Here is a 20,066-nt window from a genome sequence, read left to right as displayed (position 1 = left end):
TATACGTAGGGCGGATAAGCGTCAAGCGCATCCGCCAGAACAACTGTGCGTAACGCAACTACAACCGCCGGACCAGGATTTCCACGTCGGAGCCGCTGACCCGGGCCTCGCCGCCCAATTGCCAGCCACGCTTTTTGTAGAATACCTGCCGGTTGTCGGTAAACAACCACAGTTCAGTCTCGCCCTGCTCCCGGGCGTATCGGCACGCCCTGTCCACCAATAGGCTCCCCAGCCCCCGACGCCGTGCGTCCGCACGCACATAAAGGTTGCTCAGCCAGACCCGGTCAGAGCCGCCCGCGCTCGCCTGGTAGCGCACCAGACTGACACAGCCGAGCGGCTCCGGGCCCTTGCGGGCCAGCAGCGTGACGGGGATGGGGAAAGAGTCGAGGTGAGCGCGCAGCTGCTCGGTGCGGCGCGCCAGAGAGGAGCGGATGCCCCGCCTCCGGCACTCATCGTGGTGCCAGCCGGCCACCACCGAGAGCTGCGTCTCAGTGGTGGCTACGGTGAGCGGCTCCACGACCAGACGTGGAATTTGCGTTGGCTCGATCACCGGCCGGGTCGGTTACTGCCCCGAGGCCAACAGTGAATCCACGACACCCACGGCTTCGCCGTGCGCCTGCTTGTCGGCATGGTAGCTGGAGCGCACCAGCGGGCCGCAGGCGGCGTGCTTGAAGCCCAGCTCGTGGGCAAGCTTGGTGTACTCGGCGAACTCATCCGGGTGAACGTAGCGGTCCACGGGCAGGTGATCGCGCGAGGGCTGCAGGTACTGGCCGATGGTGAGCATGTCGATATCGTGCTCGCGCATATCGCGCAGAACCTCGAGAATCTCTTCCTTGGTTTCACCCAGACCGACCATCAGGCCGGATTTGGTGAGCACATCGGGACGCCGCTTTTTGTACTCTTTGAGCAGTTCCAGCGACCACTTGTAGTTGGCGCCGGGGCGGGCCTGGCGGTACAGACGCGGCACGGTTTCCAGGTTGTGGTTGAACACATCCGGTGCCTCGGCCTCGAGCACATCCAGCGCGGCTTTCATTCGCCCGCGAAAATCCGGAGTGAGTACTTCCACCTGCAGGTTGGGGCTCTGGATCCGCGCTTCGCGAATACAGTCGGCAAAGTGCTGGGCACCGCCATCGCGCAGATCGTCCCGGTCGACCGAGGTGATCACCACGTACTTGAGGCCCATTTCAGCGATGGCGCCAGCCAGATGCCGGGGCTCTTCCGGATCGAGGGGGTTGGGCTTGCCGTGGCCCACATCGCAGAACGGGCAGCGGCGGGTGCAGATCTCGCCCATGATCATGAAGGTGGCCGTGCCACCACTGAAACACTCGCCCAGGTTGGGGCAGTTGGCCTCCTCGCACACCGAAGAGAGGTTGTTCTTGCGCAGAATCTTCTTGATCCGGTCCACTTCGGGGGAAGCCGGAACCCGCACGCGGATCCAGTCCGGCTTGCGCGGCATCTCGTCGGAGGCGATCACTTTCACCGGAATCCGCTCTACCTTGTCGGCATCGCGCAACTTCTCACCCTGACGCAGGCGACGGGTGCGTTTGACAGGCTGTAAATCGGGCGTTTCGGTCATTGGGACTCTCTTGATGTCTGATGCTTGATCTCGGGCTTGCCTGATGTCTCTCTTGAGATCCAAGCGTGAAGTCTGAGCTCGGGCTTGATCAACCCGGTATTGTACACGAATAGCCTATTTTCTGAACAAAATGGGCCACCAGTCGCTCCTTCAACTCGCCCATATCGGGCGGTTCGGGCAGTCGATCGGCCATCTGCACCATGGCCAGACCCTCGTAACCGCAGGGGTTGATGCGGCCAAAGGGTTCCAGATCCATGGCCACGTTCAACGCCAGCCCGTGAAAACTGCAGCCCCGGCGCACGCGCAGCCCCAGCGAGGCAATTTTGGCGCCCTCGACATAAACGCCGGGGGCGTCAGGGCGGGCGTAGGCCTCGATCCCATAGCTCGCCAGGAGTGATACGAGCGTTTGCTCCAGAGCGGTCACCAGGTCGCGCACCCCCATTTTCAGACGGCGCAGATCCAGCAGCGGGTAAGCCACCAGCTGGCCCGGCCCGTGGTAGGTCACCTGGCCGCCCCGGTCGGTCTGCACCACCGGGATCTCGCCGGGCCCCAGCAGGTGTTCGGGTTTGCCCGCCTGGCCCTGGGTGAAAACCGGGGGGTGCTCCACCAGCCAGATCTCATCCGGCGTATCGGGTCCCCGGGTGTCGGTGAAGGTGCGCATACGCTCCCACACCGGGCCATAGTCCTCCCGACCCAGGTCCAGACGATGCAGGGCCAGCGACTCGGGCATCACAGCGCTGGAGCCGGTCACTACATCACCATTTTGGTCAGTTTGCTTTGGATGAGATCTTCATGAATGGCCTTCAGCTGGCTCTCGCCCTCGGCGGTAATCCACACCGTGAGCGACTGGTAGCGGCCGTTGCGGCTGTCGCGGACCGTCATGCGGGCCTGATCAAAACCCGGAGCGTGCTGCTCCATGACCTCGATCACCAGCTCATGCAGCCCTGGCCCGGCGTCGCCCAGTATCTTGATGGGGTAGTCCGGGCAGGGAAATTCGATTTTGGGGGGCTCTTGGGATTCGGACATATCGGACATGGCCACCAGATCATGGGTTTAGGCGCGCCCAGTATAACAGCAGAAGGAGGGCTCTGCCCTCCTTCCACGACGGAGTACCTACAGGATCAGCTGAAGATCTTGGCGAAGAACAGCTTGATGTTGTCGATCAGACGGGCAAAAAAGCCGGCCTCTTCCACCGCCTGCTTGGCCACCAGGGGCACGTCGACCAGACGCTCGCCGTCCAGATCAATGGTCAGGTTGCCCAGCTCCTGTCCCTGCTCGATCGGTGCCTTGATGATTTCATCGATATGCATCTGGGCATCGAGGTTATCCAGCGCCCCACGCGGGATGGTCAAACGGATCTCCTCGGAGATGGTCAACGTCACCTGATCGTCGCGACCGGCCCAGACGCGGCTGGTCTGCAGCTCGTCCCCGGCGGCGTAGACCGGTTGGGTCTGGAAATAGCGGAAACCGTAGGCCAGCAGCTTCTGGGTTTCGGCGGCCCGGGCGTTCTCGCTATCGGTGCCCATCACCACCGAGATCAGGCGCATATCCCGACGCACCGCCGAGGCCACCAGGCAGTAGCCCGCCTCTTCCGTATGACCGGTTTTCAGGCCGTCTACGGTATCGTCACGGAACAACAGGCGGTTGCGGTTGGCCTGGTTGATGCCGTTATAGGAGAAATACTTTTCCTGATACAGGTCGTAGTGCTCGGGGTGATCCTCGATGACCGCTCGCGCCAGAATCGCCATGTCCCGCGCCGTGGTGTAGTGACCTTCGGCGGGCCAGCCGGTGGAGTTCTTGAATTGGGTATTGGTCATGCCCAGTTTGGCGGCCGTCTGGTTCATGACATCGACAAAGCCTTCCTCGCTGCCCGCGACATGCTCGGCCAGGGCGATGCTGGCATCGTTGCCCGACTGGATGATGACGCCGCGCAGCAGGTCCTTCAATCGGACTTCGGTCCCCTCGCGCACAAACATTTTGGAGCCGCCCTTGCGCCAGGCCTTCACGCTGATCGGGACCATATCGTCCTCGCTGATACGGCCCTGCTCAATCTCCTCCGAGACGATGTAACTGGTCATCATCTTGGTCAGACTCGCCGGCGGCAACACCTCGTCCGCGTCGTGCTCGACCAGCACCTTGCCGGTATCCGCATCCATCAACAGGTAAGCCGTCGCGGCCAACTGGGGAGGCGCAGGAATGATGACCTGCTGGGCCTGGACCGCAGCGGTCAGGAAAAACAGTAAACTGGCGGCAAGGATATTTTTCATAGACATTTGGGAAATCACTCTGGTGAATCAGCTCCATAGATTGAGGCGGTCAATGGTACCACTACTGGTGGACAATATGGGTTTGCTCTATGTCATTTTTGCGCAGCTGTTCGCGTACCGAACGCACATCCTGATTGGTCTCCAGGGGCCCGATCCGGACCCGGTGCAGCACCGGGATCTCTCGATTACTGTGAATCACCACCGGCCAGTCCAGCAGGCTGCTCAAACGGATCTGCTGCGCTTCGGCGGCCGCGCGCGAACCAAAGGCCCCGACCTGCAAAAACGCGGACGCATCCGGCTCATCCTTCGCCACCGCATCCTCGGAGTCTGACGTGGACTCTGCATTCTCATCACGCAACGGCACCGGCGCCTGCTCCCCGGGAACAATAATCTCCACTTCAACCTGGGCGGTGCCCTGCCCGGCAAAACCGAGACGCTGGGCCGCCGCATAACTCAGATCGATGATACGGCGATCGTGAAACGGACCCCGATCATTGACCCGCACAATGACCTGACGCTCGTTTTCCAGGTTGGTGACCCGGACGTAACAGGGAATCGGCAGCGTCTTGTGGGCGGCGGTCATGGCGTACATATCGTAGGTTTCGCCATTGGAGGTTTTGCGGCCGTGAAATTTCTGCCCGTACCAGGACGCAATCCCCTGCTCCCGGTAGCCGGTTTCGTCTTCCATCAGCTCGTAGGTTTTACCCAGTACTGTGTAGGGGCTGCGGTTGCCGGCGGAAGTTCTGACTTCATGCCGGGGTTCGGCATCCGGCACGCCGGACAGATCCACCGGCTTGTCCGGGCCCCGGTCCTGCTCCTCCCCGATCTTTACCCCGAGCGGGGCGCAACCGACCAGCGTGAACAGCACCAGGGTGGAGACAAAAAAACCGATCCGTTTCACTGACTGTTCTCCCAGGCGGCTTTTATCGCCAGACTCAATTGATAGGAGGCCATAGCGTACAGATGGCTCCGGTTATAACGGGTAATCACGTAAAAATTGTGCAGTGCCAACCAGTATTCATCACCGTGCACACCCTCCAGGTGCAGCCCCTGGGTCGGCAGAGTGCCCGCCAGCGGAAAAATCGGCGTCAGACCCCGCTCGCGCCAGTAGGCCACCGTGCGCTCGGGTGGATCGATTTTGTTCCACTCGCTCTCCAGCTCCGGCGACAGCTCTTCGGCGGCGCGGGCGCGCACCACCACCGGCTCACCGGCGCGCCAGCCATGCTCGGCAAAATAGTTGGCCACACTGCCGATGGCATCGACCGGGTTGTTCCAGATATCGGCAAACTCATCGCCATCAAAATCCACGGCGTAGTGGCGATAGCTCGAGGGCATGAACTGCCCCAGCCCCATCGCTCCGGCATAGGACCCCTTAAAATCCAAAGGGTTCTGTTCGTGTTCGCGCATCAGTATCAGGTACTGCTTGAGTTCGCGGCGGAAAAACGCCGAGCGCGGCGGGTAATCAAAGGCCAGAGTGCTCAGTGCATCCAGTACGCGGTACGAGCCGGTCGTGCGGCCGTAATTGGTTTCCACACCGATGATGGCCACGATGATTTCCGCCGGCACGCCCAGCTCCCGCTCGGCCCGGGCCAGCGCGTCGCGGTGCTCGTTCCAGAACTCGACCCCGCGATCAACCCGCAACCGCTGAATGAAAATTGGCCGGTACTCGGCCCAGGTCCGGGTGCGTTCGGCCGGCCGGGCAATGGCCTCAAGAATGGCCTCCTTCTGCTCGGCCTGAGCAAACCAGCGCTGCAGCTTTTCGAGCTCGAAATCGTGCTCCTCGACCATTTCGGCCATGAATACCCGGGCCTCGGGATGCTCCCGGTAATCGGCCCCGGCCGCCGCCGCACACACCAGAGCGGTTGTCGCGAGCGACAGGCTCGCCGCACGCAGAGAAAAAGTCCTGAACAAGATCCACCTCACATTGATGATTGACGCTGAGCGATTGATTCCCAGAGCTAGCGGCCCACTAACGAGAGACCCGCCGACGCTCGGTGGCAATCGACATCAGCAGGCCGAACCCGGCCATCAGGGTCACGATCGCCGTGCCCCCCTGACTCACCAGTGGCAGGGGGACCCCCACCACCGGCAGCATACCGGCGACCATACCGGCGTTGACAAAGACGTAGACAAACAGCGTGAAGGTAATGCTGGCCGCCAACAGCCGGCTGAAGCTGTCCTGGGCCCGCAGCGCAATCAACAGTCCGCGGGCGATAATCAGGCAGTAGAGCGCGAGCAGCACCATGACGCCCAGAAATCCGAACTCTTCGCCCAACACGGCAATAATAAAATCGGTATGCCCCTCGGGCAGAAAATCCAGTTGCGATTGGGTGCCTTCCAGCCACCCTTTGCCCGAATAGCCGCCGGAGCCGATGGCGGTTTTGGACTGGATGATGTTCCAGCCCGAGCCCAGGCTGTCCTTCTCCGGATCCAGCAGGGTCAGTACCCTCTGCTTCTGGTAGTCGTGCATGACAAACTGCCACAGGGGCCAGACACTGGCCACGATCACAACCCCGGCCACCAGCAGATAGCGCCACGACAGACCGGCGAAAAACAACACCACCAGCCCGGAGGAAGCCACCAGCAGGGAAGTCCCCAGATCCGGTTGCAACATAATGAGTACCGTGGGCAGCAGAACCAGTGCCAGACTGACAACAATGTGCTTGAGGCTCGGCGGCATCAGCCGCCGCCCCAGATAAGCCGCGATCATGATCGGGATGGCCAGCTTCATCACCTCAGAGGGCTGGAAGCGAAACCCGGCGATACCTAGCCAGCGCTGGGCGCCTTTGGCACCAATCCCCAGCACCAGAACCAGCACCAGGAGCGCAACACCGGCAGCGTAGGCCCAGGGCGCCAGACGGCGCAAGAGGTGCGGTGGAACCTGCGCGGTGACAAACATCACGGCAAAGGCCAGAGCAAAATAGATACCCTGGCGTTGTACGCCATCCATCGACTGGCCATTGGCACTGTACAGCACGATCAGACCATAGCCGGCCACCAGTGCCAACAGCAACAACAGGGTGAAATCCAGATGCAGGCGGTGCTGCAGGCGATCACGCCGACGCAGACTGTGGCCCGCCTCGGGCAGGCGCCGCAAAAAATCCTGCTCACTCATCAACAGACACCCTCTGCTCCATTACTCGGCCGGTACTTCATAAAGCCCCCGCAAATGCGCATCGAACACCCGTCGGGCCACGGGTGCCGCGACCCCCGAGCCGGATTCGCCGTTTTCTACCACCACCGCCACCGCGATCTGCGGGTTATCGGCGGGCGCAAAGCCGACAAACAGCGCGTGGTCGCGCTGACGCTCTTCCAGCGCTTCGGAGTCGTACTCCTCGCCCTGGGGGATGGCGACCACCTGGGCGGTACCGGTCTTGCCGGCCATTTCGTAGTCGGCCCCGAAAGCCGCCCGGCGGGCCGTGCCGCGCGGACCATGCATGACGTCGCGCATGGCTTCCAGAACATAGTCCCAGTGCTCCTGATCCACCTGCAGATGCTCTTCCAGTGCCGGCAGCTGTTCCTGCTCCCCGATCTGGCGCACCATCTGCGGGCGCAGTCGCCGGCCCCGGTTTGCCAGGGTGGTCGTGACCTGGGCCAGTTGAATGGGCGTGGTGAGCACATAACCCTGACCGATGGCCATGTTCAGGTTATCGCCCGGATACCAGGCCATCCCCCGGTTATTGCGCTTCCATTCCCGCGAGGGCCAGTTGCCGCTGCGCTCGGAGGGAATGTCCACACCGGTGCGCCGCCCCAGGCCAAAGTGCTCGCCAAACTTGTGCATCAGATCCACCCCCATCCGATGCCCGAGATCGTAATAATACACATCGCAGGATTCCACCACCGCCTGGTGCAGGTCCACCTTCATGCCGTGCCCCTCGCGCTTCCAGTCCCGGTAGAGCCGGTCGACGCCGGGCAGGCGATAGTAGCCCGGGTCGCGGACGGTCGTGTCGGTATCAACCACATCGTGGTGCAGCCCCCCAAGACCGATCATGGGTTTGAGCGTCGACCCCGGCGGGTACTGACCCTGCAGGAAGCGATTGTAGAGCGGTAGATCCAGGGACTGATTGAGTTCACGGTAATTGCGGAAGCTGATGCCGGTGACGAACAGGTTGGGATCGAAACTGGGCATGGAGACCGCGGCCAGAATGCCCCCGGTATTGACGTCCATGGCCACCACCGCGCCCCGGTGATCGCCCAGAGCTTCGGAGGCGGCCTTCTGCAGGCGCGCATCCAGGTGCAGATAAATGTCCTCGCCCGGCTTGGGGTCGACCCGGTCGAGCACACGCAGCACTCGCCCCCGGGCGTTGGTCTCCACATTCTGGCTGCCGGCCTGCCCCAGAAGCAGCCCTTCGTACTGATGCTCCAGACCCGATTTGCCGATCGAGTGGGTACCGCTGTAACGCTGGTACTGATCTTCTTCAAACTCGGCCAGGTCCGCCTGGCTGATGCGGCCCACATAGCCGAGCACGTGCGCGAACAGCTCGCCCTTCGGGTAGTGGCGCACCAACTGGGCGTTGACTTCGACCCCTTCCAGGCGGAATTCGTTGACCGCCAGCCGGGCGATTTCTTCCTCGGTCAGGCGGAAGCGCAGCGGAATGGCCTCAAAGGGGCGGCGCCACTGCTGCAGCTGATCGTAGAATTTTTCCAGGTCGTTCTGGGAGACATCCACCAGGTCGCGCAAAAGCGCCAGGGTGGCGTCCATATCGTCGACCCGCTCGCGAATGACCGACAGGGTGTAGCTGGGCCGATTATCGGCCAGCAGCTCGCCATTGCGGTCGTAAATCAGCCCCCGGGTGGGGGGCACGGGCTGGACGTGCACCCGGTTGCGGTCCGAGCGGGTGGCATAGTCTTCATGATGCACCACCTGCAGGCTGTAATAGCGCGCCACCACGAGCGCCACCAGCAACGCCATGATCACCGAGGTGATGATCACCCGACTGAGGAATATCCTCGATTCGCGGTGATGGTCTTTAAAGCGCTGGTCTTCTGACATGGCGTCTCGGGGGTCGTGGCGTTATTTATGGTAGGGGTGATTGTGCAGGATCGAGTAGGCCCGGTACAGCTGCTCGATCACCACCAGGCGCACCAGTGGGTGCGGCAGTGTCAGTGGCGACAGTGACCACTCACTTTCAGCGAGCGCCCGGCATGCTGGGGACAGGCCATCCGGCCCACCGATCAGCAGGCTGTAGTTGGCCCCACTCATCCGCCAGGCGTCCATATTCTGTGCCAGCTTCTCGGTGCTCCAGGGGCGGCCTTCCACCTCCAACGCGATCACCTTGTCGCCCTTGCCGACGGCGGCCTGCATGGCCTGCCCTTCGCGCTCAATGGCCACCGCCGGCGAGCCACTCTTGCCACGCGGTCCCAGCGGCAATTCCACGAGCTCCACCGTGCAGTCCCGGGGCAGACGCTTGGCGTACTCGGTGTACCCCTGCTCGATCCAGGCGGGCATTTTGGTCCCGACAGCAATCAGACGAATGCGCATGGTCGGCGACTCAGGTGGCGGAGCGGCTGCCCGGCTCCATCGACCAGAGCTTTTCCAGATCGTAGAAACTGCGGGTCTCTTCCTGCATGACGTGCACGACAATGTCGCCAAAGTCGACCAGAACCCAGTCGCCCGAATCGACGCCCTCGACCCCGATGGGCGGATGCCCCTGCTGCTTGGCGTCTTCCACGACGTTATTGGCCAGGGACTTGACGTGCCGGCTGGAGGTACCGCTGGCCAACACCAGGGTATCCATGACCGAACTCAGCTCTCTGACATCGAGCTGGACAATCTGTTTTCCCTTGAGATCTTCCAGGGCCTCGACAATGATCTGATTTAACTCTGCGGACATTCGCTACCTACTCTGTTCGTTGACTATCTATGGGGTGAATGGAAAACCGGCCCTGCGTCAATCACCGGCCGGGCCGCCGTCTCAAGGATGGTAAAGCCGGCGTTTTTGAACATACTGCCAGACTGATTCGGGCAGTAAAAACTGGGGGGACTGGCCGCCGGCGATGATCTGCCGTATCTCAGTGGCCGAAATGGGCAGCAGGCGCAACGAGCGCACCAGTACCGAGCCCGCCGGGGTCGCCTCCAGACTTTGTTGGGACTCCGCCCGATGGTTGAGCAACCAGTCATGGAGTGCCCCTTCCTGCGGGAGTTCCCAACCGGGCCGGGCCACCACCAGAAGGTGTGCGTAATCGAGCAACTCGCGCCAGCGGTGCCAGGACTCGAGCCCCAGGAAGGAGTCACTGCCCATGACCCAGATCAGACTCACCTCGGGCCCCAGCTCGGCGCGCAGGCTCTGGAGCGTCTCCAGGGTATAGGAGGGCCCGTCGCGGCGCAGCTCCCGGTCGTCCAGCTTCAGCAGCGGGCAGGACTCAACGGCCAGGCGCAGCATATGGGTGCGCTGGTCGCTGTCGACATTGGGAGTTTCGCGGTGCGGCGGCCGGTGGCAGGGCAGCAGGCGCACCTGCTCCAGCGCCAGTTCCTCACCGGCCTCCAAAGCCATACGCAGGTGCCCGTTGTGCACCGGGTCGAAGGTACCGCCAAAGAGGCCGATTTTGCGCCGCATGCCGCTGTGCTTCTCGGTCATCAGGAGCGGATGTGCCCGTCGCCCAGCACCACCCACTTCTGGGAGGTCAGCCCTTCCAGGCCCACCGGGCCGCGGGCGTGCAACTTGTCGGTGGAGATGCCGATTTCGGCGCCCAGCCCGTACTCGAAGCCATCGGCAAAGCGGGTGGAGGCATTGACCATCACCGAGCTGGAATCCACCTCGGTCAGGAAGCGACGCGCCCGGGTGTAGTCCTCGGTCACGATGGATTCGGTGTGCGCCGAGCTGTAGCGGGCAATATGCTCGATGGCCTGATCCATATCATCCACTACCCGGATCGAGAGGACGGGTGCCAGATATTCGGTGGCCCAGTCTTCGTCGGTGGCGTTCTGGGCCTCAATCAGCTCCCGGGTGCGCTCGCAGCCACGCAGCTCCACGCCTTTCTCGCGGTAGGCCTCCGCCAGGCGCGGCAGAATCTCGGCCGCCACTTCGCGGCTGACCAGCAGGGTCTCCATCGCGTTGCAGACGCCGTAGCGGTGGGTCTTGGAGTTCAGGGCAATATCAAAGGCCTTGTCCAGATCCGCCTTGCCGTCGATATAAACGTGGCAGATGCCGTCCAGGTGCTTGATCACCGGCACCCGGGCGTCGCGACTGATACGCTCAATCAGGCTCTTGCCGCCCCGGGGCACGATCACATCCACGTACTCGGGCATGGTGATCAGTTCGCCCACGGCGGCGCGGTCGGTGGTTTCGACGACTTGCACGGTCGTGGTGGGCAGGCCTGCCTCGGTCAGCCCCCGGGCCAGACAGCGGGCAATGGCCCGGTTGGAGTGAATGGCCTCGCTGCCGCCGCGCAGAATCGCGGCGTTGCCCGACTTCAGGCACAGGCTGGCGGCATCAATGGTCACGTTCGGGCGCGACTCGTAAATGATGCCGACCACGCCCAGGGGGACGCGCATCTTGCCCACCTGAATGCCGCTGGGGCGATAGGTCATATCGGTAATGGCACCGCAGGGGTCCGGCAGTGCCGCCACCTGGCGCAGGCCTTCGATCATGCCATCGATGGTGGCGGGCTTGAGCGCCAGGCGATCCAGCAGGGCCGGCTCCAGGCCATTGGCCTGACCGGCGTCCAGGTCTTTCTGGTTTTCCGTGGCCAGCTCGGCGCGCGCGCCGTCCAGCGCTTCGGCCATGGCCAGCAGTGCACGGTTTTTCACCCCGGTGGAGGCCGCCGCCAGCTTGCGGGAAGCGGCGCGGGCATTGCGCCCCAGCTCGGCCATGTAGTCAATCACGGTGTCTTGTTCGGTCATAAAAGTCTGGTTCTCAACCTCGGGTTCGGTCAATGCGGTTCACGTTGTCTCGAATGGGGCAATTATACCCTGTTTACCCGTGCCTTTTGGGCCTTTTTGCGACTGGCGTTTCAGGCATTTTGCCCCCAACCGCGTCCCTGGCCCACTTTCAGCTTCGGTTCAGCTCCGGCAGGTACACTGAAACGGTCGACGCCTGTAAACCCGGGACGCGACAGGGTAAGCTACGCGGGTACAGCCTCCGGATACCAGACTATGACATACGGCCCATTGATCTCGCTCCCGCTTGCGCGCCGCCTGGCACTCGGCGCCCGCTTACTGTTGGTGCTGATTGCCGCCTCCGGCACCGCGTTTACTGTTGCAGCCCCCGCCCACGGCGCCAGCCCGATGGTGCTCGCCCAGTCGGAGGAGCGCATCTCGGCCTCCCAGGCGGCCGCCATCGTGCAGAAGCATTACGGCGGCAAGGTGCTCAAGGTGCAATCGACGCAGAAAAACGGCCGACTGATCTACCGGGTGAAAATCCTGCTGGACAATGGCCGTGTCCGAAACGTCGGAGTCGACGCCCAGAGCGGCCGTCTGCTCCGCTCCTGATCGCAACCCGTAGGGAGTTCTGTTATGCGCATTCTGGTGGTGGAAGATGATCCGGCCCTGTGCCAACAGATCCAGCGGCAACTGCAGGCCGAAGGGCACGCGGTGGATGTGGCCCCCGATGGCCGGGAGGGCCTCTACCTGGGAGAGGAGCACCCCTACGACGTCGCCATTGTCGACCTGGGCCTGCCTCTGCTTGATGGCGTGTCGCTGATTCGCCAGCTGCGGGCCAAAGAGCGCCACTACCCCATTCTGATCCTCACCGCCCGCGGCTCCTGGCAGGACAAGGTTGAGGGGCTGGAGTCGGGGGCCGACGATTACCTCACCAAACCCTTCCACCCGGAAGAGCTCAAGGCCCGGCTCAACGCCCTGCTGCGCCGGGCCAGCGGCCACGCGAGCGCGGTGATCCGGGGCGGCCCCCTGAGCATTGATACCAGCGCCCGGCGGGTAACCCTCGACGACCAGCCGGTGGAGCTGACCGGCTATGAGTACCAGACCCTGGCCTATCTGGCGCTGCATCAGGGCCAGGCGGTGTCCAAAACCGAGCTGACCGAACACCTCTACGACCAGGACTTCGATCGGGACAGCAACGTGATTGAAGTGTTCATCGGCCGACTGCGGCGCAAGCTGGACCCGGACGGCCAACTGAAACTGATCACCACCCAACGCGGCCTGGGGTATCGATTGAACCTGCCCGGGGAGCCCCCGACGACGTGAGCCGCCCTCTGTCAATCAGCAGCCGCCTGTTTCTGGCCTCGATCTGCCTGCTGCCCATCTTTCTGGGGGCCACCGGACTGGTGCTCGAGCGCGCCTTCCAGCGCAGCCTGACCACGGCGGCCGAGGAGCGGCTCCAGAGCCACGTCTATCTGCTGCTCAGTGTCGCCGAGCTGGAGCAGACCGAAAACGGGGCTACACTGGATATGCCCGAAGCCCTGCTGGAGCCGGAGTTCGAGCGGGTCAACTCCGGCCTCTACGCGATCATCGAATCGCCGACGGACGAGCGGCCCATCTGGCAGTCGAGTTCGGCCAGATTACTGTCATCAATACCCTCCCTGAGCGCCCCACTGGCGGAACCCGGGCGACTGGAGATGGATGAAGTGCAGCTGCAGGAGCAACCCCACTGGCGCGCCCGCTATGCGGTCATCTGGGAGGATGACAGCGGCGCCGAACACCCCTTTCAGATCACTCTGCTGCGCGACCAGAGCGCCTATCGTGCCGAGCTTGCCAGCTACCGGAGCCAGCTCTGGCGCTGGCTGGGCGCCGCCGCTCTGGTCCTGTTGCTCACCCAGAGCGCGATTCTGCGCTGGGGCCTACGGCCGCTGCCCAAGCTGGCCCAGGCACTCGATGCCATGCGCCGGGGCGAGACCGGCCACATTCGCGGGCAGCACCCGCGCGAGCTGCAACCGATCGTCGACAACCTCAACCAGGTGCTCCAGCGCGAGCAGGCGCTGCGCCAACGCTACCGGGAGAGCCTGAGCAACCTGGCACACAGTCTCAAAACCCCGCTGTCCGTGCTTCGCAGCCACGCGGAGGACTCCTCCGAGCGGCGTCAGACGGATGATTCACTGCATCAGGTAGTCCGCGACCAGGTCGACCGGATGGACCAGGTGGTGAACTATCAGCTCAAGCGGGCCGTATCAGAGCAGCAACAGGGGCTGCACCGCCGGGCGCCCATCCAGCCGGCCGCCGAGCGCCTGATCCAGACGCTGGACAAGGTTTACCGGGACAAACCCATCGACGCCGAGCTGGCGCTGGCGCCCGAGGTACGCTTTCCCGGCGACGAACAGGATCTGCTGGAGCTGCTCGGTAACCTGCTCGACAATGCCTACAAATACGGCCGGGCCCGGGTACGACTCAGCGCCCGGGGCGACGGGAACACGCTGGTTCTGCAAGTGGACGATGATGGCCCCGGGGTCCCGGAAGCCGAGCGGGAGCGGGTATTGCAGCGCGGCCAACGGCTGGACAGCCTGCAGCCCGGCCAGGGCATCGGCCTGGCGGTGGCGGCCGACATTGTGCGCAGTTACGGCGGGCAGCTCAGCCTCGAGCGCTCTGAACTGGGTGGCGCAGGGGTGAAAGCAGAGTTTGGGGCCGGATCAGCGCCGGCCGCCATGGAGTAAATCGACTATACTTGTGAGCCAAGTCTCACAAAACGCAGCGACATCGCCGCACACACGACAGTGGTAATAACCACTGGGTAATGCTCTGAAAAAACCGGAAACTGGCGTCAGTATCTTTTAATAACCAGTTTCCCAGGATTCGGAGGCACCATGAACGCGCGCACCTGCATCGCCGTAGACTCAAGCTGCGACCTGCCCGCCCAGTTCATCCGCGAGCACAATATCGAAGTGCTGCCCATTTACATCCGGCACGCCGGAGGTCGGCAGCTCGACTACCGCAACCCCAAAAGCACCCTGCAGTTCTATCTCTCCCACAGCCGGGAGAAGTACGGCCTGGCCCAGTCGGAACCGCTCTCGGTCCAGGACATGACCGAAATCCTGCGCCAGCGCCTGCTGCCCAAGTACGATCTGGTCCAGGTCGTGACCATCAACAGCCGCAAAAGCGAGGTGTTCAAACGGGTGTCGGAGGCGGCGCTGGTCAACGAGCCCAGATTCCGGGAAATCAGCCAACAGCAGCCCGAACGCCCGCCCTTCCGGATCCGTCTGCACGACAGCATGTCGATGTTTACCGGCCATGCCCTGCTGGTGTACGAGCTGGTCAAGCGGGTCAGGATAGAGAAGGCGCCGCTGAATCGCTCCATCCGGGAAATCGACCAAATGCGGGACCAGGTCTACGGCTACATCGTCCCCAACGACCTGTCCTACATGCGGGTGCGTCGACACATGCGCAAGTCAGACCACAAAATTTCCTGGCTGAGCTTCCAGATCGCCAACATTCTCAATCTGCGCCCCATCGTGCAGCTGCACAAGGGCGAGACCGAAAAAATGACCACGGGCAAGGGATTCTGGGGCAGCCTGGAAACGCTGTTTGCCCACGTGCGCCGCCAGGCGAAACAGGGACTGACCAGCGACGTCATCACCATGAGCTACGGCGGGCCGCTGGAGGAGATCAAAAACCACACGATCCTGGTGGAGTTTCGCAAAGACTGCGAGCGCAAAGGCCTCAAAACCATGCTCTCAATGATGAGCATGACCGGCACCGTCAATGTCGGGCCCGGGGCCTTTGCGTTGGCGTTCGCGACCGATAAAGAGTTGGTGTAAGTCAGGCAACGGCGGATGCGCCTTAGGCTTATCCGCCCTACGCCACCTCCGTGCCATCCGTAGGGCGGATCGGTCCGACGTTTCGGAGCGTCAAGCGCATCCGCCATTCCGGGTGGAGGAACAATCACACCGCCATCGAAGCCACGTAAATCACGTACCCGCCCAGAAGAATACCCGCCTCCACCCGATTCAGGCGCAAACCGGTGATCAGAAAGCCCACCAGCGCGAGGGCCACGGCCAACATCACCCACTGATCGATCAGCATCAGGCGGCCCGCCAGGGGCAGCGGCTGGATGATGGAAGACACGCCGAGAATGGCCAGGATATTGAAGATATTGCTGCCCAGGATGTTGCCCACCGCGACATCGCCGTGGCGGCGCAGCACCGCAATCAGCGACACCGCCAGCTCCGGCAGCGAGGTGCCCACGGCCACCAGCGTCAGACCGATGATCGCCTCGGGCACGCCCAGCCACTGCCCGATGCCCACGGCGCCGGTCAGAAAGGCGCGCGCGCCGAGGATGAGCAGCACCAGGCCGCCAATTGCCGACAGCAGGCTCAGCGGCAAGGACGGCGGCACATGGGTCAGCTCTTCCGACTCGGCCTGATGCAGCGCCACCTCCGGCGCATCCGGCTGGACCCGCTCGGTGCGATAGGACCAGATCAGATAGGCCGCCAGTGCCACCAGCATCATCAGGCCATCGGTGCGCGTCAGTGCTCCATTCCAGGCGAACAGCAAAAACAGCCCGGTGGCGCCCAGCATCGCAAAACCGTCCCGTTTGAGCGCATTGCGCTGTACCGACAGCGGCAGAATCAGGCCACTCAGGCCCAGTATCAGCAGAATGTTGGCAATATTGCTCCCGACCACATTGCCCAGGGCAATGTCCGGCTGATTATTGAGCGCCGCCTCCAGCGATACCACCAGCTCCGGCGCCGAGGTGCCAAAGCCGACAATCACCAGGCCTGCCAGCAGCGGCGACACCCCCGCGCGGCGCGCCAGAGCCAGGGCCCCGCGAACCAGGGCTTCGCCCCCGCCGGTCAACAGCACCAGGCCCAAAGCCAACCAGAAAAGATTCAACATGTCGCGTCAATCCTCAATTCAGACTCAATAACCATCGGGGTTCTGTGACTGCCAGCGCCAGGTGTCTTCCATCATCCGCTCCAGACCGAACTCGGCGGTCCAGCCCAGCTCGCGCTGAGCCTTGTCGGCATTGGCGTAACAGCTGGCAATATCACCGGGGCGCCGGGGCGCAACGCGATAAGGCACGTCGCGGCCACTGGCACGCTCGAAGGCCTCGACCATCTGCAGCACCGAATAGCCCCGCCCGGTGCCCAGATTGTAGGCCCGGCAGCCGGGGTCGGCCTGGTAGAGCCCTTCCAGGGCGGCCACATGGCCTTTGGCCAGATCCACCACATGAATGTAGTCGCGCACGCCGGTGCCGTCGACGGTGTCGTAGTCGTCACCGAACACACTCAGCTCGGGCAACTTGCCAATGGCCACCTGGGCCACGTAGGGCAGCAGATTGTTGGGTATGCCCGCCGGGTCTTCGCCGATCAGGCCGCTCTCGTGCGCACCGGCCGGGTTGAAGTAGCGTAACAGGCTGATATTCCACTGATTGTCGGGCGCCGCCGCCAGATCGCGCAGAATCTCCTCAATGATCAATTTGCTGCGCCCGTAGGGGTTGGTGGCGCTGGTGGGAAAGCTCTCATCGATGGGCACGGTCTCCGGATCGCCGTAGACCGTGGCCGATGAGCTGAAAATCAACTTGCCCTGACCGGTTTCGGTCATCACTTCGGCCAGGGTCAGGGTGCCGCCCACGTTTTCCCGATAATAGGTCAGAGGAATCTGGCTGGACTCGCCCACCGCCTTGAGTCCGGCAAAGTGCATGACCGCACCGAATCTGTGCTTTTTGAAGACTTCCAGCAGACCTTCGCGGTTATTGAGGTCCAGCTCGTAAAACACCGGCTCCACATCGCAGATGCGGGCAATGCGGTTGACCGCCTCGCGCTTGCTGTTGCTCAGGTTGTCCACGATGACCGGCTGGTAGCCGGCATTGACCAGTTCCACGCAGACGTGGCTGCCGATGTAACCCGCGCCCCCGGTTACCAGAATCTCCTGACGGTCCGCGGCTTTTGATGAGGGTGAGTGCATACTTAGTCCAATCCATTACCAGTGCTGAAAGACGGGGCTTTGGCCCCCGTGCGAGGTTGCACATTATGGCACATCTTGTGATCCGTCGCGTTCAAAAAAGCGTTCTTTTCAATGAAACCTGGCGCGTCTTTGCCAGTCAAAGCCAGTGCGAAGAGTGCCTTCCCCTCGTCCGACCGAAAACGGCGTTTATCGGTGGAGAAAGTCACAGTATGGCCCGAATATTGCGCATCAATAACCAACCACCGGGGTATCCACCCACCGGCGCGACAAATGGCGCTAAGCGGCGAATTTTTTTGACAAGAGGTATTACCCAAGCGCCACTTTGGGACTATGCTTAAAGACAGATACGTACAGAAAAAAGGACCTCTCGCACATTTCCAGAGAACACTCTTTCGGCTAAGCCGCTAACGCCATAAACCGACGCCTGGCTTGGCTCACTTTGGCGACCACCCGACACGTAAGGGCAGGAGTTGATCGATGACCATTTTCAATCACTACCGCGAGCGCTACGCTGCCACGCAGCAGGAAGAAATGAGCATCCAGGATTACCTGGATCTGTGCAAACAGGACCCGGGCGTTTACGCCACCGCCGCCGAGCGAATGCTCATGGCCATTGGCGAACCGGAGCTGGTTGATACCTCAATGGACCCACGCCTGAGCCGCATCTTCTCCAACAAGGTGATCAAGCGTTACGAAGCCTTTCAGGAGTTTTATGGCATGGAAGAGTGCGTGGAGCAGATTGTCTCCTACTTCAAACACGCCGCTCAGGGCCTCGAGGAGAAAAAGCAGATTCTTTACCTGCTCGGCCCGGTCGGTGGCGGCAAGTCCTCACTGGCGGAAAAACTCAAGGCCCTGATGGAACAGATGCCCATCTACTGCCTGAAAGGCTCGCCAGTGTTCGAGTCGCCGCTGGGACTGTTCAACTCCGCCGAAGACGGGCAGATTCTGCAGGAAGACTACGGCATTCCCGCCCGCTACCTGAAAACCATCATGTCGCCCTGGGCGGTCAAACGGCTGCACGACTACGAGGGGGATCTGAGCCAGTTTCGGGTCGTGAAAGTCTACCCCTCCATTCTGGACCAGATCGCCATTTCCAAAACCGAACCGGGCGATGAAAACAACCAGGACATCTCCGCGTTGGTGGGCAAGGTGGACATCCGCAAGCTGGAGGATTACCCCCAGAACGACCCGGACGCCTACAGCTTTTCGGGCGGCCTCTGCCGGGCCAACCAGGGCCTGATGGAATTTGTGGAGATGTTCAAGGCGCCGATTAAAGTGCTGCACCCACTGCTGACCGCCACCCAGGAGGGGAACTACAACAGCACCGAGGGCTTGAGCGCCATTCCCTTTGAGGGCACCGTGCTCGCCCACTCCAACGAGTCCGAGTGGCTGGCGTTCAAGAACAACAAAAACAACGAGGCCTTTCTCGACCGGGTGTACATCGTCAAGGTGCCCTACTGCCTGCGGGTCTCCGAAGAGGTGAAGATTTACGAGAAGCTGCTGCAGAACAGTTCGCTCGCCCGCGCCCACTGCGCACCGGACACCCTGCGCATGCTGGCCAAGTTCATCATCCTCTCGCGCCTCAAGGAACCCGACAACTCCAACATCTATTCCAAGATGCGCGTGTACGACGGCGAGAGCCTCAAAGACACCGACCCCAAAGCCAAGTCCATTCAGGAGTACCGGGACGCGGCCGGCGTCGACGAGGGCATGACCGGGCTGTCCACCCGCTTCGCGTTCAAGATTCTGTCCAAAGTGTTCAACTTTGACCCCACCGAAGTGGCGGCCAACCCCGTGCACCTACTGTACGTGCTCGAGCAACAGATCGAGCGCGAGCAATTCCCGCCGGAGGTGCGCGAGCGCTACCTGGGCTTCATCAAGGAATACCTGGCGCCCCGCTACGTGGACTTCATCGGCAAGGAAATCCAGACCGCGTATCTGGAGTCCTACACCGAGTACGGCCAGAACATTTTCGACCGCTACGTCACCTTTGCCGACTTCTGGATACAGGACCAGGAATACCGCGACCCGGATACCGGCGAGATTCTCGACCGCGAGTCGCTCAACCAGGAACTGGAGAAAATCGAGAAACCGGCCGGCATCAGCAACCCCAAGGATTTCCGCAACGAGATTGTCAACTTTGTGCTGCGCGCCCGGGCCCACAACAACGGCCGCAACCCGGCCTGGAACAGCTACGAGAAGCTGCGCTCGGTGATCGAGCAGAAGATGTTCTCCAACACCGAGGACCTGCTGCCGGTGATCTCGTTCAATGCCAAGGCCTCGGCCGCGGACCAGAAAAAGCACCAGGACTTTGTCGCGCGCATGATCGAGCGCGGCTATACCGAGAAGCAGGTTCGGCTGCTGTCCGAGTGGTATTTGCGGGTACGCAAATCCCAGTAAGGCCGCCGACCCGGCACACGAGGTACGC

General features: G+C 62.3%; 20 protein-coding genes. 5 read left to right on the top strand and 15 right to left on the bottom strand.

The features are described from left to right. Positions 1-58: 58 nt before the first annotated feature. From AAE484_RS07110 to AAE484_RS07050, 13 genes are all read right to left on the bottom strand, one after another. Positions 59-550: a GNAT family N-acetyltransferase gene (locus AAE484_RS07110; RefSeq protein ID WP_341937665.1), complete on the bottom strand. Its 492-nt coding sequence runs from the start codon at positions 548-550 to the stop codon at positions 59-61. A 12-nt stretch (positions 551-562) separates the two neighbouring features. After that, a complete protein-coding gene (gene lipA / locus AAE484_RS07105) occupies positions 563-1,576 on the bottom strand; it encodes a lipoyl synthase (protein WP_341937664.1) in 1,014 nt (337 codons plus the stop codon). Positions 1,577-1,664: 88 nt separating this feature from the next. Then, positions 1,665-2,306, bottom strand: coding sequence for a lipoyl(octanoyl) transferase LipB (gene lipB, locus AAE484_RS07100; protein ID WP_341937682.1), 642 nt, complete (start codon positions 2,304-2,306; stop codon positions 1,665-1,667). Positions 2,307-2,326: 20 nt separating this feature from the next. Then, complete coding sequence (locus AAE484_RS07095; RefSeq protein ID WP_341937663.1) at positions 2,327-2,602, bottom strand: YbeD family protein; 276 nt, start codon at positions 2,600-2,602, stop codon at positions 2,327-2,329. 95 nt (positions 2,603-2,697) lie between these two features. Beyond that, positions 2,698-3,849 carry a D-alanyl-D-alanine carboxypeptidase family protein gene (locus AAE484_RS07090; RefSeq protein WP_445928836.1) on the bottom strand — a complete coding sequence of 384 codons (1,152 nt, stop codon included), beginning with the start codon at positions 3,847-3,849 and terminating at the stop codon, positions 2,698-2,700. 55 nt (positions 3,850-3,904) lie between these two features. Continuing rightward, positions 3,905-4,744, bottom strand: a complete 840-nt coding sequence (locus AAE484_RS07085; RefSeq protein WP_341937661.1) for a septal ring lytic transglycosylase RlpA family protein — start codon at positions 4,742-4,744, stop codon at positions 3,905-3,907. Continuing rightward, the gene (mltB, locus tag AAE484_RS07080) at positions 4,741-5,754 is read right to left on the bottom strand and encodes a lytic murein transglycosylase B (RefSeq protein WP_341937660.1); all 1,014 of its coding nucleotides are present in this window, start codon (positions 5,752-5,754) and stop codon (positions 4,741-4,743) included. The genes AAE484_RS07085 and mltB overlap by 4 nt, the downstream gene beginning before the upstream one ends. Positions 5,755-5,812: 58 nt before the next feature. Next, the gene (gene rodA / locus AAE484_RS07075; RefSeq protein WP_341937659.1) at positions 5,813-6,958 is read right to left on the bottom strand and encodes a rod shape-determining protein RodA; all 1,146 of its coding nucleotides are present in this window, start codon (positions 6,956-6,958) and stop codon (positions 5,813-5,815) included. A 21-nt stretch (positions 6,959-6,979) separates the two neighbouring features. Then, a complete protein-coding gene (mrdA, locus tag AAE484_RS07070) occupies positions 6,980-8,836 on the bottom strand; it encodes a penicillin-binding protein 2 (protein ID WP_341937658.1) in 1,857 nt (618 codons plus the stop codon). 21 nt (positions 8,837-8,857) lie between these two features. After that, entirely contained in the window at positions 8,858-9,325 is a 468-nt protein-coding gene (gene rlmH / locus AAE484_RS07065; protein ID WP_341937657.1) for a 23S rRNA (pseudouridine(1915)-N(3))-methyltransferase RlmH, read from the bottom strand. 10 nt (positions 9,326-9,335) lie between these two features. After that, positions 9,336-9,677 carry a ribosome silencing factor gene (gene rsfS, locus AAE484_RS07060; protein ID WP_341937656.1) on the bottom strand — a complete coding sequence of 114 codons (342 nt, stop codon included), beginning with the start codon at positions 9,675-9,677 and terminating at the stop codon, positions 9,336-9,338. Positions 9,678-9,758: 81 nt separating this feature from the next. After that, positions 9,759-10,421, bottom strand: a complete 663-nt coding sequence (gene nadD, locus AAE484_RS07055) for a nicotinate-nucleotide adenylyltransferase (protein WP_341937655.1) — start codon at positions 10,419-10,421, stop codon at positions 9,759-9,761. Beyond that, positions 10,421-11,686 (bottom strand): glutamate-5-semialdehyde dehydrogenase, encoded by a 1,266-nt coding sequence (locus tag AAE484_RS07050; protein ID WP_341937654.1) that lies wholly within the window; start codon positions 11,684-11,686, stop codon positions 10,421-10,423. The genes nadD and AAE484_RS07050 overlap by 1 nt, the downstream gene beginning before the upstream one ends. Before the next feature lie 252 nt (positions 11,687-11,938). Between AAE484_RS07050 and AAE484_RS07045 the strand changes: the two genes are divergently transcribed. The 4 genes from AAE484_RS07045 to AAE484_RS07030 all read left to right on the top strand — a co-directional run bounded on the left by AAE484_RS07045 (position 11,939) and on the right by AAE484_RS07030 (position 15,489). Further along, entirely contained in the window at positions 11,939-12,274 is a 336-nt protein-coding gene (locus tag AAE484_RS07045; protein WP_341937653.1) for a PepSY domain-containing protein, read from the top strand. Positions 12,275-12,298: 24 nt separating this feature from the next. Then, positions 12,299-12,988 (top strand): response regulator transcription factor, encoded by a 690-nt coding sequence (locus AAE484_RS07040; RefSeq protein ID WP_341937652.1) that lies wholly within the window; start codon positions 12,299-12,301, stop codon positions 12,986-12,988. Next, a complete protein-coding gene (locus AAE484_RS07035) occupies positions 12,985-14,388 on the top strand; it encodes an ATP-binding protein (RefSeq protein WP_341937651.1) in 1,404 nt (467 codons plus the stop codon). The genes AAE484_RS07040 and AAE484_RS07035 overlap by 4 nt, the downstream gene beginning before the upstream one ends. A gap of 150 nt (positions 14,389-14,538) precedes the next feature. Continuing rightward, a complete protein-coding gene (locus AAE484_RS07030; protein ID WP_341937650.1) occupies positions 14,539-15,489 on the top strand; it encodes a DegV family protein in 951 nt (316 codons plus the stop codon). 124 nt (positions 15,490-15,613) lie between these two features. Here AAE484_RS07030 and AAE484_RS07025 read toward each other — a convergent pair whose 3' ends face one another. After that, positions 15,614-16,567: a calcium/sodium antiporter gene (locus AAE484_RS07025; RefSeq protein ID WP_341937649.1), complete on the bottom strand. Its 954-nt coding sequence runs from the start codon at positions 16,565-16,567 to the stop codon at positions 15,614-15,616. Positions 16,568-16,591: 24 nt separating this feature from the next. Beyond that, positions 16,592-17,638, bottom strand: coding sequence for a UDP-glucose 4-epimerase GalE (gene galE / locus AAE484_RS07020; RefSeq protein ID WP_341937648.1), 1,047 nt, complete (start codon positions 17,636-17,638; stop codon positions 16,592-16,594). A gap of 477 nt (positions 17,639-18,115) precedes the next feature. Between galE and AAE484_RS07015 the strand changes: the two genes are divergently transcribed. Continuing rightward, positions 18,116-20,038: a PrkA family serine protein kinase gene (locus AAE484_RS07015; RefSeq protein WP_341937647.1), complete on the top strand. Its 1,923-nt coding sequence runs from the start codon at positions 18,116-18,118 to the stop codon at positions 20,036-20,038. Positions 20,039-20,066: the final 28 nt, after the last annotated feature.

The sequence above is a fragment of the Marinimicrobium sp. C2-29 genome (assembly GCF_038419845.1).
GTDB lineage: Bacteria > Pseudomonadota > Gammaproteobacteria > Pseudomonadales > Cellvibrionaceae > Marinimicrobium.
Note: the sequence above shows the minus strand (reverse complement) of the source record. Positions and strands in the feature narration are given on the sequence as shown.

Coding starts and splice junctions, on each gene's coding strand:
- lipA (WP_341937664.1), bottom strand. CDS start 1,576: ATGACCGAAACGCCCGATTTACAGCCTGTCAAACGCACCCGTCGCCTG.
- lipB (WP_341937682.1), bottom strand. CDS start 2,306: ATGCCCGAGTCGCTGGCCCTGCATCGTCTGGACCTGGGTCGGGAGGAC.
- AAE484_RS07095 (WP_341937663.1), bottom strand. CDS start 2,602: ATGTCCGAATCCCAAGAGCCCCCCAAAATCGAATTTCCCTGCCCGGAC.
- AAE484_RS07090 (WP_445928836.1), bottom strand. CDS start 3,849: ATGTCTATGAAAAATATCCTTGCCGCCAGTTTACTGTTTTTCCTGACC.
- rodA (WP_341937659.1), bottom strand. CDS start 6,958: ATGAGTGAGCAGGATTTTTTGCGGCGCCTGCCCGAGGCGGGCCACAGT.
- mrdA (WP_341937658.1), bottom strand. CDS start 8,836: ATGTCAGAAGACCAGCGCTTTAAAGACCATCACCGCGAATCGAGGATA.
- rlmH (WP_341937657.1), bottom strand. CDS start 9,325: ATGCGCATTCGTCTGATTGCTGTCGGGACCAAAATGCCCGCCTGGATC.
- rsfS (WP_341937656.1), bottom strand. CDS start 9,677: ATGTCCGCAGAGTTAAATCAGATCATTGTCGAGGCCCTGGAAGATCTC.
- nadD (WP_341937655.1), bottom strand. CDS start 10,421: ATGACCGAGAAGCACAGCGGCATGCGGCGCAAAATCGGCCTCTTTGGC.
- AAE484_RS07050 (WP_341937654.1), bottom strand. CDS start 11,686: ATGACCGAACAAGACACCGTGATTGACTACATGGCCGAGCTGGGGCGC.
- AAE484_RS07045 (WP_341937653.1), top strand. CDS start 11,939: ATGACATACGGCCCATTGATCTCGCTCCCGCTTGCGCGCCGCCTGGCA.
- AAE484_RS07040 (WP_341937652.1), top strand. CDS start 12,299: ATGCGCATTCTGGTGGTGGAAGATGATCCGGCCCTGTGCCAACAGATC.
- AAE484_RS07030 (WP_341937650.1), top strand. CDS start 14,539: ATGAACGCGCGCACCTGCATCGCCGTAGACTCAAGCTGCGACCTGCCC.
- AAE484_RS07025 (WP_341937649.1), bottom strand. CDS start 16,567: ATGTTGAATCTTTTCTGGTTGGCTTTGGGCCTGGTGCTGTTGACCGGC.
- galE (WP_341937648.1), bottom strand. CDS start 17,638: ATGCACTCACCCTCATCAAAAGCCGCGGACCGTCAGGAGATTCTGGTA.
- AAE484_RS07015 (WP_341937647.1), top strand. CDS start 18,116: ATGACCATTTTCAATCACTACCGCGAGCGCTACGCTGCCACGCAGCAG.